Source organism: Lutimonas sp. (assembly GCF_051011215.1).
In the GTDB taxonomy this organism is placed as follows: Bacteria; Bacteroidota; Bacteroidia; order Flavobacteriales; family Flavobacteriaceae; genus Lutimonas.
The window spans coordinates 1-12,962 of the sequence record NZ_JBPCUJ010000061.1 but is presented as its reverse complement, the minus strand read 5'-3'; the positions used below and the strand labels follow the sequence as shown (position 1 = coordinate 12,962).

Genomic DNA, 12,962 nt, shown 5'->3' with positions numbered 1-12,962 from the left:
TGGCCCTTTTTTTTACTACAAAATTGATTTAAACTCTTGTATGATTCTTTCAGCTGCTTTCACCGGAGATATTTCAGCATTCAGGACTTCTTGTTCCAAAGTTTTCAAATGATCGGCAATATGATCCGACCCATAAAATAATTGTTTGAGGTTTTCGTGAATATTATTATACATCCATTGAATCTGCTGATCCTTTCTATTCTTCTCAAAATAGCCATTCTCCTGAACCAGATTTTTAAAAGCCATGATCTGTTCCCATACCTCAGGAATCCCAATGTTTTTCAATGCAGAGGCGGTACTCACTACCGGGGACCAGCCCGACTCAGATTTTGGAAAAATGTGCAAGGCATTTTCATACTGTCTTTTAGCAAGCTGACTCTTCTTTATATTATCTCCATCGGCCTTATTAATCACCAGCATATCTGCCATCTCCATAATTCCTTTTTTGATGCCCTGAAGTTCATCACCAGCTCCGGAAAGCATCAATAAAAGAAAGAAGTCTGTCATACCATGAACGGCGGTTTCTGACTGTCCTACTCCTACTGTTTCAATCAGAATTACATCAAATCCTGCAGCTTCGCAAAGCAGCATGGTTTCTCCTGTTTTATTGGCTACACCTCCCAGCGTATCACCGGAGGCAGAAGGTCTGATATAAGCTTCTTCTCGATTGGCCAGTTCTTCCATGCGTGTTTTATCCCCTAAAATGCTTCCTTTACTCCGCTGGCTGCTTGGATCAATTGACAAAATTGCCACCTTATGACCTTTCTCAATCAAGTGTTTCCCAAAGACTTCAATAAACGTACTTTTACCAACACCCGGAACTCCGGTAATGCCAATTCGCACAGAATTTCCAGATTTTGGCAAAATAGCCTGAATAATATCTTTTGCTAACTTTTTATCACTGGCAAGGTTGCTTTCAACAATCGTAATTGCCCGAGATAAAAGTACACGATCACGGTTCAGCACACCTTCGATATACTGACTCGCTTCCAATCTTTTTCTTGGTTTATAATTTCCCATAAAACTTGATAAACTGAGCTATTTTGGACGTTTGACACCCTTTATTTATGTCCATAAATATACAAAGACCCTTCAGCAATTGCAAAGAGTCGTGCTGATAATTTAGTTATTCAAACTCCTAAATAACAGACTCTTACCCTTAAAACACAAAGAATTTAAACCTTGACAAGCTACTTATCTTCTGTCACCAAATATTCTTAAAAGAAACAGGAACAAATTGACAAAATCAAGATACAATGATAAGGCCCCCATGATTGAGGTCTTTTCCATATTATCTTCATTTACAAACCCTCTACTACCAATTTCCTTTAGCTTTTGGGTATCATATGCAACCAGGCCAACAAAAATGGCAACCCCTAAATAGCTGATAATCCAGTACATCATTTCATTTTGTAAAAACATATTTACTACTGATGCAATGATAATTCCTATCAGCGCCATAAAAGCCATATTTCCGATACTGGTCAAATCTCTTTTAGTGGTATATCCATAAAAACTCATCGCTGCAAAAGTACCGGCCGTGATATAAAATGTAGTTGCAATAGAACTTGACGTATAGGCTAAAAATATCACTGACATTGTGAGACCATTGAGTACTGAATACAATAAAAATGCTCCAATGGCCGCATTTCTACTTAATTTATTGATCGATCTGGTCAAATAAATCACCAACAGTAATTCACCAATGATCAGTCCAAAAAAAAGAATTTTCGACCCTATAATAGCGTTCATCATTGCAGGTGTAGTGGCTGTTAAATATGCCACAATCCCTGTTACAAAAAGGGCTAAAGCCATCCAGTTATACACCTTGGTAATAAAAACAGCCTGAAAACTTTTTATACCTAACTGCTCTTTTGAATTTGTTGATACTTGATTATCCATGCGATTCTAAGATTAAAAATTTCGAAATTCAAAGATATTAAAACCCATTAGTAAATTAGCATTCTTTTTTTGTAATTTGGCCTCATGCCTCGATCTACAAACATATTTTCGTTTTCCTTTCTTTCTTTCTGTTTCATGGTGTTTTTCTTTTCAGCACCACTTTTTGCACAAATCAGAAATGCTCCATTAACAAAAATAGATATGGATCGAGCAGCACAGAATTATCAAAAATACTGCACGCTTTGCCACGGTGCCGACAGAGAAGGTGGCGCTGCTGATTATGCACCTTCCTTGAAATCCAAATCATTGATGTCTACCATGCCTTTGAACTTTCTGGCGAGTTCCATTGGCTTCGGAAGACCCAACACAGCCATGGCTCCTTATCTGGCAGATTCAGGCGGACCCTTGTCTATGAGGGAAATTTTCACCCTTGCCTCTTGGCTCAAATATAAAGCAGGACATGAAACGATCGAATTGTCAATGGATCCCATTGAGGGAGATTTAAAAACAGGTGCCAACCTTTTTACACAGAAATGCGCCGAATGTCATGGAAAGAAAGCTGAAGGTATTACTGCTCCGGCGCTGGCCAATCCCGCGTTTCTGGCTTTTGCCACAGATGCCTATATCAAATATGCCATTGGAAATGGAAGAGAAGAAACGGAGATGATCGCGTTTAAAAAACAATTGTCAGATGAACAGATGAATGATCTGACAGCTTATATTCGCAGCCTAACCTCGGGATGGAGTCCAGAACCAAGAGAATTATCTCCCTATCCTGAACCGAAGGACTATGTGAGCAATCCAGCAGGAGCTCAACCTGATTTTAGCTTAAAACAAGACAGATACGTACCCATGGAGCAGGTGGCACAAGCCTTAAAAGCCAAAAACAGAATGGTCCTTCTCGATACCAGAACCAGTTCTGAATGGCACAATGCACATATCCCAGGAGCAATTCCAATTCCCTATTATATTTCTGAAGATAAGGTTGCAAAGGGTCTGCCCAAGGATGATACCTGGATCATTGCTTATTGTTCCTGCCCGCATGCGGCCTCCGATAAGGTCATTGATATGCTGCGAAAAAAAGGCTATAAAAACACGGCTGTTATTGACGAAGGTTTCTTTAATTGGATCAATGCCGGTCATCCCATCATAGGGGGTACTCCTAAATAATTAAAAATCCTTCTTCTTTAATTTTACACGAATTCTCCAAACAGGAAGAATTACCCACAACGTCATCACCGCAAAGGATAATAAAAATCCTAGGTTTGTTCCGAAAAAGCTTTTGAAAACGGCCCCGGTATACCCCAATAATGCCGATATATCAAGCTTGAGCAATATCAAAATCCTAGACAGATCAATAGGGTTAAACATGGTGGCAAACAAGGCAAATTTATCAAGAGGATATTCGTTCAGCATGACCAGTGAAATCAGAAAGACCCCATCATAAATCACAGCCAAAAACAGCCACATCAGTATGGCGTAACCGAAACCTTTGATCTTATTCTCATTAGACAAGGCAATGTTAAACGCCAGGGCTACAAAAATAAAATTCAACATGGTACCTACTATCAGTAACAGGGAGAATTCAAAAATGGCCGAAGACATAAAAAGTCCATAAAGTAAAAATGGAATTCCCAATCCCAATATCAGGCTGAGGGTCAGCGATATCGATATGCCTAAATATTGTCCCGTGAAAATGGTACTTCTTTTAATTGGCTGGGCCAAGAGCAATTCTGTGAATTCCTTGGAATTATAATAATACATCACTCCAAAAATGGTGCCTATCAAAGGGGTAAGCACAATAATAATGTTCATCAAAGTGATCACCGCCTTGTTCACATCATTATTCAAGAATAAAAGCACAAAACCAAGTGCCAGGTAAAACGCAAAGTACACATAACTCCAGCGGCTGCGCATCAAGTCAAAAAAGCTATATTTTAAAATCTTTATCATAGGTCTTTCGAAATCAGTTTAGCAATTGCATGCTCAAGATCATCCTGAGCTGTGCGTTTTTTTAATTCTTTTGAACTCCCTTTAAAATAAATCTCACCATCTAAAAGGAACACAATTTCATCGGCAATCTCTTCCACAAAACTCATGATATGAGTTGTAATTAAGATGGTCCTTCCTTTTTCCTTTTCCACATGGATAAGTTCCTTTAAGTGTATCAATGAAATAGGATCAAGTCCGGTTGTCGGTTCATCTAAAATAATAAGGTCACTTTCAAACATAAAAGTAAGTACAATATTTACTTTCTGTTTTGTACCTCCCGAGAGGTTTCCCAGTTTCTTATCTAAAAATGCTTCCAGTCCAAAATGTTCGATCAGGCGTTGATCATTCGCTTCTTTAGGTCGCAAATTCTTCACCATTTTTATCAATTCCCGTACCGTTAAATTGGCAGGGAAATTTGCAATCTGTGGCAGGTAATTAATATTGTTTCTGTAGTCGGATTGTTTTAAAACGGAGCTTCCTGCTATTTTTATATCACCTTGGTCTGGAATAACCATCCCCAGAATGCTTTTGATCAGTGTTGTTTTTCCAGATCCATTTGGTCCCAGGACAGCAAAGATCCCTCCTGAATCAATACTTAGATCGAGGCCTTCGAGCACTTTGAGCTTTCCAAAACGTTTATTTAAACTCTTTATTTCAATCATATACGTTGCATTAAAGGCATACTGTCAATCAGGTTATCCGGTGTGAATACCGGTGATACTTTCTCTGAAAAATTAATAATATCAACAAACATACTTCTCAAAAGAATGATTGTTTCCGGCGTGTTGTGAACAATATAAGAAAACAACTTTACGGGTCTGTAGGGAATGTCACCAATGCCATTTTTATCCAGGTCATACCCAGAGTACTCGCTCCAATAATTATTTTCAAATTTATTGGTGTTAATCTTGCTGTTATAACTGAGATCCAACGCATTGTTTAAAAAATTATTTCTTGAAAATATATTCTCATAACAGGCACCAATAATGGTTACGGCCCAACCATTTCTGGAAAAGGTGTTGTTCTGATAATTAATTCGTGTGGAGCCGTCTACTGAAATTCCGATGGTATTTTGGTCAAACACATTATCTGTAATTTCGGCATCATATATTTCTTTTAACAAAAGTCCATAGGAAGCCGTTCCCCAATTGTGTTCAAACCTGTTCTCATACATTTTCACAAACTTGGAAAACATAATGGCAACACCTGCACCGTTGTCTTTGAAAACATTATTGAAATAGGCATTTTCATTCGAAAACATAAAGTGTAATCCATAGCGTAAATTCCCTTCACTCCTATTACCAAAAACCTCGCTGTTCTTCACGAATTCAAAATAAATACCATCACGCAAGCCTGACAATTCATTATCGGAAACAATCATCTTTGAACAATGCCATAAATGAATGCCATTTCCTGAATTTGCCTGAGACACTGCTTCAGAGCTCAGAACATTTTTATGTACCTTCCCATTCTTTGATTTTTCGACCAGGATGCCAAAAAAAACATGTTTAAAAACATTGTCTTCTATAATAAAACCATCCGCTTTGGACACTAAAATGGCCGCAAAATCTTTGGTATAACTCCTACCAACATTGATGATTTCAAGCCCTCGAATAGAAAATCCATCCACCGAAAATCTAAAAATGGTCTCTTTGTTCTCACCATCAACCACCGTACCTTTTTCACCTCTGATATGCACTGCTTTTTCAACGAGAATACCATGTTCTTTGTAAAGACCTTTTTTTATGAGTATTTCATCCCCATCCTTACTTTTTGCAATGGCCTCTTTGATCGTTCTTATCTCACAGGTATCACATACCTCTATTTGCTGTCCAAAAAGTGAAAAGGACAACAATAAAAACGTAAAAATGAGGCGGATCCTTTTCATCTATTCTGCGTCAAACTTTTTCAGTAATTCGTTCCAGGAATATACGTTCCCTTCAAAATCTCCTTTGGCAGTAAGGGCATCTTTTTCAGTTAAAAAGGCAGATAGATTGGCCCCCATAGGACTCTTTATTTCGGGGCTAATCAAATAAACGGCATCAATTGCTGATGTCATAGTACCGGGACTATTGTAATCTGAAACTAAAGAAATAGCGATATTATCCGGAGTTGTTTCGGCCAGTTCATTTACCAAGCATTCAATGGCATCATACTTAAATTGCTTCCCTTTTTTGGTTACGTATTGTGCGGCATGTTGCTCATCTACTATGGTCATTTTACAAAAATGACACGCATCGGTCCCAAAATTGATTTGTGCTGGTTCAACCTTACAGGAAACCAATACACACAACAGTGCCACAAAAGCAGTTAGTATTACTTTTTTCATCTTTTTTTAGTTAGTTAAACAAATATAATCCTTTATTCAATCTTCTGTCAAAAACAGGAAAATGAATATTCTCACTTAGGAAATTTTTGCTTCTTTTTTACCCACAAAGAATGCAACAAAAGTCATCAACATTCCCACAAACATCATATACGCACCTGTTCTGGGGTATGAATGTGCGATAAAGTTAAGTATATGTTTGGTACCAAATAAGGGAGGTTGAAATCCCATGGGGCTCCCATCAGGGTTTTTAAAATTCATAATCGCCTTGGGATCCAGGTTATGTCCATAATCATATTCCCATAAATAAAAATCATACATGCCGGCAATACCCAGCAGCGTCATAATAACAAACCAGGCAAGAAACCATTTGTAATTCGTAAACAAGCCAATTAATACACCGAAAAGAGACATTAAACCAATAACGACAGGAAAAATAGTGAATTCAGGAATTGATTCCGGAATATACTTCATACCGACGTAATGGTTCATCAAATTGATATTTTTAATATCGAATTCATGAACATCGGTAAACTTATTAATATGAATATTCATCCCTAAAGGTATTGGATATTGAGGAGCTTCCAACGTGATGTTCCATAGCGGGAATGCAAAAAGACCTAAGAGTAGCAATGACCCAATGATCATTAAAATTTTTGACTTTTTCATATTTAATATTCTTTGGTATAAACTTTTTTTATCTGAAACTAAGATCATGGAGATCTTTCATAGAAACAAGGGTTTTAAAAACGAAAACGGACAGTTGTCAATAAATTCCCCTGTCCGTTTTCTACAATAATTAACTTAACCTCTTTCTTTATGTTATTCAACGTCTACTGCGTCACCATCTAATGTGTATGATATTGGTACGTTTGATCCTTTTTTAGATACACGTACATATCCTTGCATCTCTTGATGTAATGCAGAACAGAAATCCGTACAATAGAATGGCCAAACACCTTCTTGTTTAGGCTCCCAAACAAATGTTTCTGTTTGTCCCGGCATGATCAATAATTCCGAAGTGTTTGCTCCGATCATTGATACACCATGCGGCACATCGTAATCTTGTTCAAGGTTTGTAAAGTGGAAATATACTTTATCCCCAACTTGAATTCCTTCAATATTATCAGGTGCAAAATGCGATCGTATCATTGTCATATATACATGAACTACGTTTCCATCTCTTACTACTTTTGCTTCAGCTTCACTTTTTACAGCATAAGGGTGCTTGTTATCTTCCAGCTTAAAGAATTTTTTTGAATTCTTAGCTACGATATCAGCAGCAATACCTGCGGCATAGTGAGGCTCACCAATGGTAGGGAAGTCTAATAATAGCTCCATTTTATCACCGGTGATATCATATAACTGTGCCGATTGAGTCACCTCAGGCCCTGTTGGAAGGTACCTGTCCTTCGTGATTTTATTCATGGCAACTACATACTTACCAAAAGGCTTTCTTGAATTTCCACCAGGAATCATCAAGTGACCTACTGAATAATACGTTGGCTTTCTGTCCAATACTTCCCATGTTCCTAACTTCCACTTCACAACTTCAGAAGAGATAAAGAAGGTTGTATACGCATTTCCTTTTCCGTCAAATTCTGTATGTAGAGGTCCTAATCCAGGTTGTTTCACTGAACCGGCAAGCGTAGATTCATAATTTAAAATTGGAATACCATAAGCATCTCCATCAAAATCTTTGTTTTCAATAGCAGTCAACATTTTACTGAAGGAGTGAATGGTCAATTCTGCGGCCAATTTACCACTACCTACAATGTACTCACCACTAGGATCTACATCACAACCATGAGGAGATTTCGGAGTTGGCATAAAATAGATGGCACCCGGTACCTCCGTCGGATCTACAACAAGCACCTCTTTTTTCATTGTTGAGGTTGCCATATGTGTATGCTCATCATATACGTTATGCGCATAATTAGCAGGTACTTTTTTACCTCCACCCTCATTGACATAAGCTTCAATTTTTTTCCAGTTGATCGCTGCAATAAAATCTTTATCATTTTGAGAAGCATTCACTTCTAATAATGAATTTGCTTCCTCAGTATTGTATGTTGAGAAGAAGAACCATCCATGTGAGTCACCTCTACCTGGGTGAGACAAGTCATAATCAAAACCTGGCATCATGATCTGGAATTTGATATCCATCCCACCATCTTCAGGATCTACAGAGATAAATGACAAGGCTCCTTTAAAGTTACCTTTATATTCAGAAATTGGCATATCTCTCTGTGGGAAAGGAACACTAAATCTTGTTCCCGCCACTACGTATTCTGTATTTTCAGTTACAAATGAAGAACTGTGATTTCCAGCTGAATTCGGAACTTCAATAATTTCAGTTGTTTCAAAGGTTGTTAAATCAATTTTTGCAATACGAGGTGTATTGTTACCATTGATAAAAACCCATCTACCATCTAATTCGCCTGCTGTCTGCGAAATATCAGGGTGGTGCGAGTCATCCCAAGGAATAAAACCATGTGAAGTGTTTAACATTGGCTTGGTTTCTTCATTAAAACCCCAGGCTTTTTCAGCATCTACGGAAAATACCGGAATCACCTTAAATAGTCGCCCTGATGGCAGACCATAAACTGCTAATTGTCCTGAAAAACCTCCAGAAATAAAAGCATAAAACTCATCGTGCTCACCTGGAGCCACGTAAACCTTTTCAGCAGCATTTCCAGAGAGCGCTCCTTTATTTGAAGATTTACCAGAATTTACATCACCACAAGACACCAGCCATACAGACAGGACGGTTAGGGTGATAAAATATTTAAACATTGTTTTCATAATTATTAAGATTTACGTCAGATTATTTTTTAGTTCTAAAATATTCAAGAAGTGCTCTTGCCTCTTCTTCAGTTAGGTTTTGATTTGCCATGGGAGCACCGTTATACTCAATGAGCAATTGCATGGCGATAGGATCTTTTGCGACCATCTCTTCGGGATTGAGTGCCATGTTCATGATCCATTCAGGAGTTCTCCTTTCAGTGATACCTTTTAAGGCTGGTCCCACAAACTTTTTACTAATCTTATGACAAGCGGTACATTTAGCCTTGAATATTGTTTCCCCCTCAGTTACTAAGGCATTATCAATTTCACCGAGTGTCACACTCGTTATGGGACCAACCCCTTTATTGGTCATTGGATCTACTTTTTCAGTTTCGACCTTCGAATCTTGCTGTTTCGCTGCCGGAGTTTCTTTCTTCGCTTCTCCTCCACAGCTAGCCATGACAATAGCCAAGGCACATGTAATAATAAATTTTATTTTCATTCTCTTAGTTGGATTTAAATTATTCGGCAGGTACCAACACGTCGTCAATCACGTGGATCCAACCATTACTTACTTGTACTGTTTTTAATATTTTTGTTCCACCCACAAAGATCTCACCATCCTTGTTTTCAACAACCAGGTATTTACCGGATGCCATATATAGTTTTCTTCCTTTTTTGGCTTCTTTTTTCAACTGCTTAATCGGATAATTGGCAGGTGCCACATGATTTGTTAGAATAAAGGCGAGTGTGGCTTTGTTCTCTGGTTTTACCAGGTTTTCAACCGTTCCTTCCGGTAATTTGGCAAAAGCCGTATTTAAGGGAGCAAATATGGTCAACGGACCTGCATTTACCACTGCATCTTCAACACCTGCGGCTTCAATAGCAGCTACCAGGGTACTAAAATCTTCAATTGATTTTGCGACAGTCAATGCATTAGCAGCTGATTCAGTGTCTTCAACAGCTGCCTGGCCTTTGTGCTCTTTTGTTTCGGTTACTTTTTCAGCATTTGGACCTTCAGTTTTTTGCGCTTCATTTTTACAAGATGTAAACGAAAATGCAAATAAGACAACAATTATTAAAATGCGACTTTTCATTATAATTAATTTAAGTTAGTTATATATTTTTTGTTTCGTTAGGCACAAAATTATGTAACAAGAGTCACTAAAACCATGACATTAATCATATAAAGGATAAAATTATCTTTTATATATTTGTATAATGCTAAGCAATCAAAGTAAATATGCCATTAGAGGTGTTATCTATCTCGCACTTAAATCTTCAAAAGACAATAAATTGGGATCCAAGGATGTCGGTGAACAGATTCAGATACCTGTTCCTTTTTTAGCCAAGATTTTTCAACATCTCACCAAGGAAAAGATTATCAGCTCTGCCAAGGGACCAAAAGGAGGGTTTTATCTGACCAAGGATCAGTTAGGAGGAAATCTTATGTCTATCATTGCCTCTCTGGATAGCGAAGACAGTTTTAATTCTTGTTATATGGGGCTTCCTAAATGCAGTGATGTTAACCCTTGTGCCATTCATCATTTGGCCTCCCCATTTAATCAATCCATAAAGGATGAATTCAAGAAAAAGAGTATTGCCGAATTTGCACAGGACGCTGAAAAAGGAAATTCGCACATTTTTTAAAATAATTAGTATCTTTGTATCCTTGAATAAAGGCATTGAAAGCTATGATTCAGCAAGTTACAAAAGGTATAAAAATTTCAATTACTTCAAATTTTGAGGGCAACCGTTATCAGAATTCGAAGGTGTATTACGCATTCAGTTATAGTATATCGATCGAAAATCAAAGTAGCGATACCGTGCAATTAATTAGCAGAAGGTGGAATATTTTTGATTCACTAAATGACTTCGAAGTGGTTGAGGGAGAAGGTGTTATTGGTAAAAAACCCATTTTAAAACCCAAACAGTCGTATACCTATTCTTCTCACTGCTTTTTGGTCTCACCGATAGGATCAATGAATGGCTATTATTCAATGATCAACTTTTCAACCTCTGAAAAGTTCAGGGTACAAATTCCTACATTTCAATTGATGCTTCCCGCAACTTTTAATTAATTTGCTTACATTTATTTTTTGGTTTAATCGAGCCTTTTAATGAAGTCAATTACTAGATTTACAAAAAACATTCGTGGAAATGAATGTTTAAACTGCGGAACACGTATTTCAACAGAGGATAATTTTTGTTCCAAATGCGGACAGGTAAATGACACCCATCGCCTTAGTGTAAATCAATATTTTTCAGAATATCTTTCGGGCTTTTTTAATTTTGATAACCGTTTTATTAAAACGGTGATTCCACTCATTTTTAAGCCTGGATTCGTAAGCAAAGAATACATTGAAGGAAAGCGCATCAAATATGTAAACCCCTTTCAATTATACCTTCATATAACTATATTGTTTTTCTTAGTTCTTGGTATTTTTAATGGTATTGACAAGTTTAGATCTATTGACGAGACCAAGTCAGGGCTTCTTCCAAAAATAAACCTTGATCAGGGGCAGCAGGTTTTAGATAGCATAAAATCTGAAACCTTAAGAGAACTGAATGAGAATAATGTTGACATCGATTCTTCAACTTTATCACTTATTAATTCTAATATTGATAACCTGTCTATAAATAAGGACTCATTAAAAAGTCAGATCAAAATTCAATCAAAGCAACAGGAATCTGCTTTAATTGGTTTTATAGACTCTATTCTGTTAGGCTCAAATTCTGTTTACACCTTTAAGAGTGATTACATAACTCTTTCTGAAAAGGATTCGACAATGTCTGATATTATGTTGCAGATTAGCGAAAGAGCTGAATTTTTAACAGACAATGATGAAACTTTCAATCTTACTGGTGCTGCTGATTTTTCGAAATTATGGGTTGAAATCTCAAAAAAAGAAAACCTAGAAAAAAAGGGCATCAAACATCTAGACAGCATCTTTCTTGCAGAAGATATTAAATACCAAATTCCATTAGATTTAGTTTATGATTTAGATAAGAATCAAAGTGGCTTTAATATCGTCAAAGCATTTATGGCTTATCAAAAAGACTATCCGAACGCACCTACTAAAGAATCTTTAGAAAAACTAGGATTCGAAGCAACTTACTGGAATATTTTCTTGTTCAGTAAATCTAAAGAATGGGGAAATGCATTTGACGATGATCAGTATTGGGCCGAGTTTTTAGATAGGGTGCTTTCTAGAATTTCGGTTGCCTTGTTCTTTTTGTTACCAATTTTCACTTTAATGGTTTCGCTACTTTATATTCGAAGAAAATACAACTATACAGAAAACCTTGTCTTTGTCTTTCATGTTCAGACCGTGTTCTTCCTTTTACTTTTGATTTTTATGATCGTCAATAGGTTTGCTGGTTCAGGAATTGCTATCGTTATTTTCTTTATCACCTTCATGATCTATTTATACAAGGCCATGAGAAATTTTTACGGGCAAGGTTGGTTTAAAACATTGATTAAATATATTTTACTCAACACGGCCTTTATGCTATTAGCCCTGGTCGGCGGACTTATAATTTCATTCCTGGCATTTTTAATTTAGAGGAAAAGGAAAATATTTCATTTCGATTTTATTATCAGTTTCTTTTACCTGAGTAATACTTACGGTACCCACATGCTCACGTCTCATAAAAACATCTACTTCAGGAAATCCTAGACCTCCTTTTTTATGAAATTCTAGCACATTTTCAGGATTTAAGCCTTTACCGATAAACCATTCACGAAACCAATCTTGTCTTAACGATTTCATTTTGTCGGTATACAAAGTTGAAGATGACCAAATGGTAGGTTGCAACGGAAGCAACTTTAAATGCTTTTTAGAACCATCCCAAACAAATTCTAAAAGCCTAAGTTCATTTTCCCATAAAACACAAACAATCGTAAAAGGCTCTATATCATCAAGAAGAACTGCATTACATGCCAATTCAAAAT

The 12,962-nt window shown here is 36.9% G+C and carries 14 protein-coding genes and 1 pseudogene; 4 read left to right on the top strand and 11 right to left on the bottom strand.

Going from position 1 to position 12,962, the window contains the following annotated elements:
- Positions 1–15: 15 nt before the first annotated feature.
- Positions 16–1,020 carry a methylmalonyl Co-A mutase-associated GTPase MeaB gene (gene meaB, locus ACR2MV_RS05875; RefSeq protein WP_434020975.1) on the bottom strand — a complete coding sequence of 335 codons (1,005 nt, stop codon included), beginning with the start codon at positions 1,018–1,020 and terminating at the stop codon, positions 16–18.
- Positions 1,021–1,194: 174 nt separating this feature from the next.
- On the bottom strand, positions 1,195–1,902 hold the full coding sequence (locus ACR2MV_RS05870; RefSeq protein WP_434020974.1) for a Bax inhibitor-1/YccA family protein: 708 nt from the start codon (positions 1,900–1,902) through the stop codon (positions 1,195–1,197).
- Between the two features lie 201 nt (positions 1,903–2,103).
- Between ACR2MV_RS05870 and ACR2MV_RS05865 the strand changes: the two genes are divergently transcribed.
- Positions 2,104–3,072, top strand: coding sequence for a c-type cytochrome (locus tag ACR2MV_RS05865; RefSeq protein ID WP_434020973.1), 969 nt, complete (start codon positions 2,104–2,106; stop codon positions 3,070–3,072).
- Here ACR2MV_RS05865 and ACR2MV_RS05860 read toward each other — a convergent pair whose 3' ends face one another.
- The 8 genes from ACR2MV_RS05860 to ACR2MV_RS05825 form a co-directional block, all read right to left on the bottom strand.
- A complete protein-coding gene (locus tag ACR2MV_RS05860) occupies positions 3,073–3,855 on the bottom strand; it encodes an ABC transporter permease (protein ID WP_434020972.1) in 783 nt (260 codons plus the stop codon).
- A complete protein-coding gene (locus ACR2MV_RS05855; protein WP_434020971.1) occupies positions 3,852–4,556 on the bottom strand; it encodes an ABC transporter ATP-binding protein in 705 nt (234 codons plus the stop codon). Before ACR2MV_RS05855 ends, ACR2MV_RS05860 begins: the two co-directional genes overlap by 4 nt.
- Positions 4,553–5,782, bottom strand: coding sequence for a nitrous oxide reductase family maturation protein NosD (locus ACR2MV_RS05850; RefSeq protein ID WP_434020970.1), 1,230 nt, complete (start codon positions 5,780–5,782; stop codon positions 4,553–4,555). The genes ACR2MV_RS05855 and ACR2MV_RS05850 overlap by 4 nt, the downstream gene beginning before the upstream one ends.
- A complete protein-coding gene (locus ACR2MV_RS05845) occupies positions 5,783–6,223 on the bottom strand; it encodes a nitrous oxide reductase accessory protein NosL (RefSeq protein WP_434020969.1) in 441 nt (146 codons plus the stop codon).
- A 75-nt stretch (positions 6,224–6,298) separates the two neighbouring features.
- Positions 6,299–6,889: a hypothetical protein gene (locus tag ACR2MV_RS05840; protein ID WP_434020968.1), complete on the bottom strand. Its 591-nt coding sequence runs from the start codon at positions 6,887–6,889 to the stop codon at positions 6,299–6,301.
- A 153-nt stretch (positions 6,890–7,042) separates the two neighbouring features.
- Complete coding sequence (gene nosZ / locus ACR2MV_RS05835) at positions 7,043–9,025, bottom strand: Sec-dependent nitrous-oxide reductase (protein WP_434020967.1); 1,983 nt, start codon at positions 9,023–9,025, stop codon at positions 7,043–7,045.
- 22 nt (positions 9,026–9,047) lie between these two features.
- The gene (locus ACR2MV_RS05830; protein WP_434020966.1) at positions 9,048–9,509 is read right to left on the bottom strand and encodes a c-type cytochrome; all 462 of its coding nucleotides are present in this window, start codon (positions 9,507–9,509) and stop codon (positions 9,048–9,050) included.
- A 19-nt stretch (positions 9,510–9,528) separates the two neighbouring features.
- Positions 9,529–10,104, bottom strand: coding sequence for a fasciclin domain-containing protein (locus ACR2MV_RS05825; RefSeq protein WP_434020965.1), 576 nt, complete (start codon positions 10,102–10,104; stop codon positions 9,529–9,531).
- 124 nt (positions 10,105–10,228) lie between these two features.
- Here ACR2MV_RS05825 and ACR2MV_RS05820 point away from each other — a divergent pair, with 124 nt between their 5' ends.
- Genes ACR2MV_RS05820 through ACR2MV_RS05810 form a run of 3 tightly spaced genes read left to right on the top strand, consistent with a single transcriptional unit; the run spans position 10,229 to position 12,573 of the window.
- Positions 10,229–10,657: an RrF2 family transcriptional regulator gene (locus ACR2MV_RS05820; protein ID WP_434020964.1), complete on the top strand. Its 429-nt coding sequence runs from the start codon at positions 10,229–10,231 to the stop codon at positions 10,655–10,657.
- Between the two features lie 44 nt (positions 10,658–10,701).
- Positions 10,702–11,088 (top strand): Co2+/Mg2+ efflux protein ApaG, encoded by a 387-nt coding sequence (apaG, locus tag ACR2MV_RS05815; RefSeq protein ID WP_434020963.1) that lies wholly within the window; start codon positions 10,702–10,704, stop codon positions 11,086–11,088.
- Positions 11,089–11,127: 39 nt separating this feature from the next.
- Positions 11,128–12,573, top strand: a complete 1,446-nt coding sequence (locus tag ACR2MV_RS05810) for a DUF3667 domain-containing protein (protein ID WP_434020962.1) — start codon at positions 11,128–11,130, stop codon at positions 12,571–12,573.
- On the opposite strand, the pseudogene ACR2MV_RS05805 reads toward ACR2MV_RS05810, so the two are convergent.
- A pseudogene (locus tag ACR2MV_RS05805) lies at positions 12,565–12,962 on the bottom strand (NRDE family protein); the annotation flags it as partial. The gene ACR2MV_RS05810 and the pseudogene ACR2MV_RS05805 sit on opposite strands and share 9 nt — an antisense overlap.

Coding starts and splice junctions, on each gene's coding strand:
- meaB (WP_434020975.1), bottom strand. CDS start 1,020: ATGGGAAATTATAAACCAAGAAAAAGATTGGAAGCGAGTCAGTATATC.
- ACR2MV_RS05870 (WP_434020974.1), bottom strand. CDS start 1,902: ATGGATAATCAAGTATCAACAAATTCAAAAGAGCAGTTAGGTATAAAA.
- ACR2MV_RS05865 (WP_434020973.1), top strand. CDS start 2,104: ATGGATCGAGCAGCACAGAATTATCAAAAATACTGCACGCTTTGCCAC.
- ACR2MV_RS05860 (WP_434020972.1), bottom strand. CDS start 3,855: ATGATAAAGATTTTAAAATATAGCTTTTTTGACTTGATGCGCAGCCGC.
- ACR2MV_RS05855 (WP_434020971.1), bottom strand. CDS start 4,556: ATGATTGAAATAAAGAGTTTAAATAAACGTTTTGGAAAGCTCAAAGTG.
- ACR2MV_RS05850 (WP_434020970.1), bottom strand. CDS start 5,782: ATGAAAAGGATCCGCCTCATTTTTACGTTTTTATTGTTGTCCTTTTCA.
- ACR2MV_RS05845 (WP_434020969.1), bottom strand. CDS start 6,223: ATGAAAAAAGTAATACTAACTGCTTTTGTGGCACTGTTGTGTGTATTG.
- ACR2MV_RS05840 (WP_434020968.1), bottom strand. CDS start 6,889: ATGAAAAAGTCAAAAATTTTAATGATCATTGGGTCATTGCTACTCTTA.
- nosZ (WP_434020967.1), bottom strand. CDS start 9,025: ATGAAAACAATGTTTAAATATTTTATCACCCTAACCGTCCTGTCTGTA.
- ACR2MV_RS05830 (WP_434020966.1), bottom strand. CDS start 9,509: ATGAAAATAAAATTTATTATTACATGTGCCTTGGCTATTGTCATGGCT.
- ACR2MV_RS05825 (WP_434020965.1), bottom strand. CDS start 10,104: ATGAAAAGTCGCATTTTAATAATTGTTGTCTTATTTGCATTTTCGTTT.
- ACR2MV_RS05820 (WP_434020964.1), top strand. CDS start 10,229: ATGCTAAGCAATCAAAGTAAATATGCCATTAGAGGTGTTATCTATCTC.
- apaG (WP_434020963.1), top strand. CDS start 10,702: ATGATTCAGCAAGTTACAAAAGGTATAAAAATTTCAATTACTTCAAAT.
- ACR2MV_RS05810 (WP_434020962.1), top strand. CDS start 11,128: ATGAAGTCAATTACTAGATTTACAAAAAACATTCGTGGAAATGAATGT.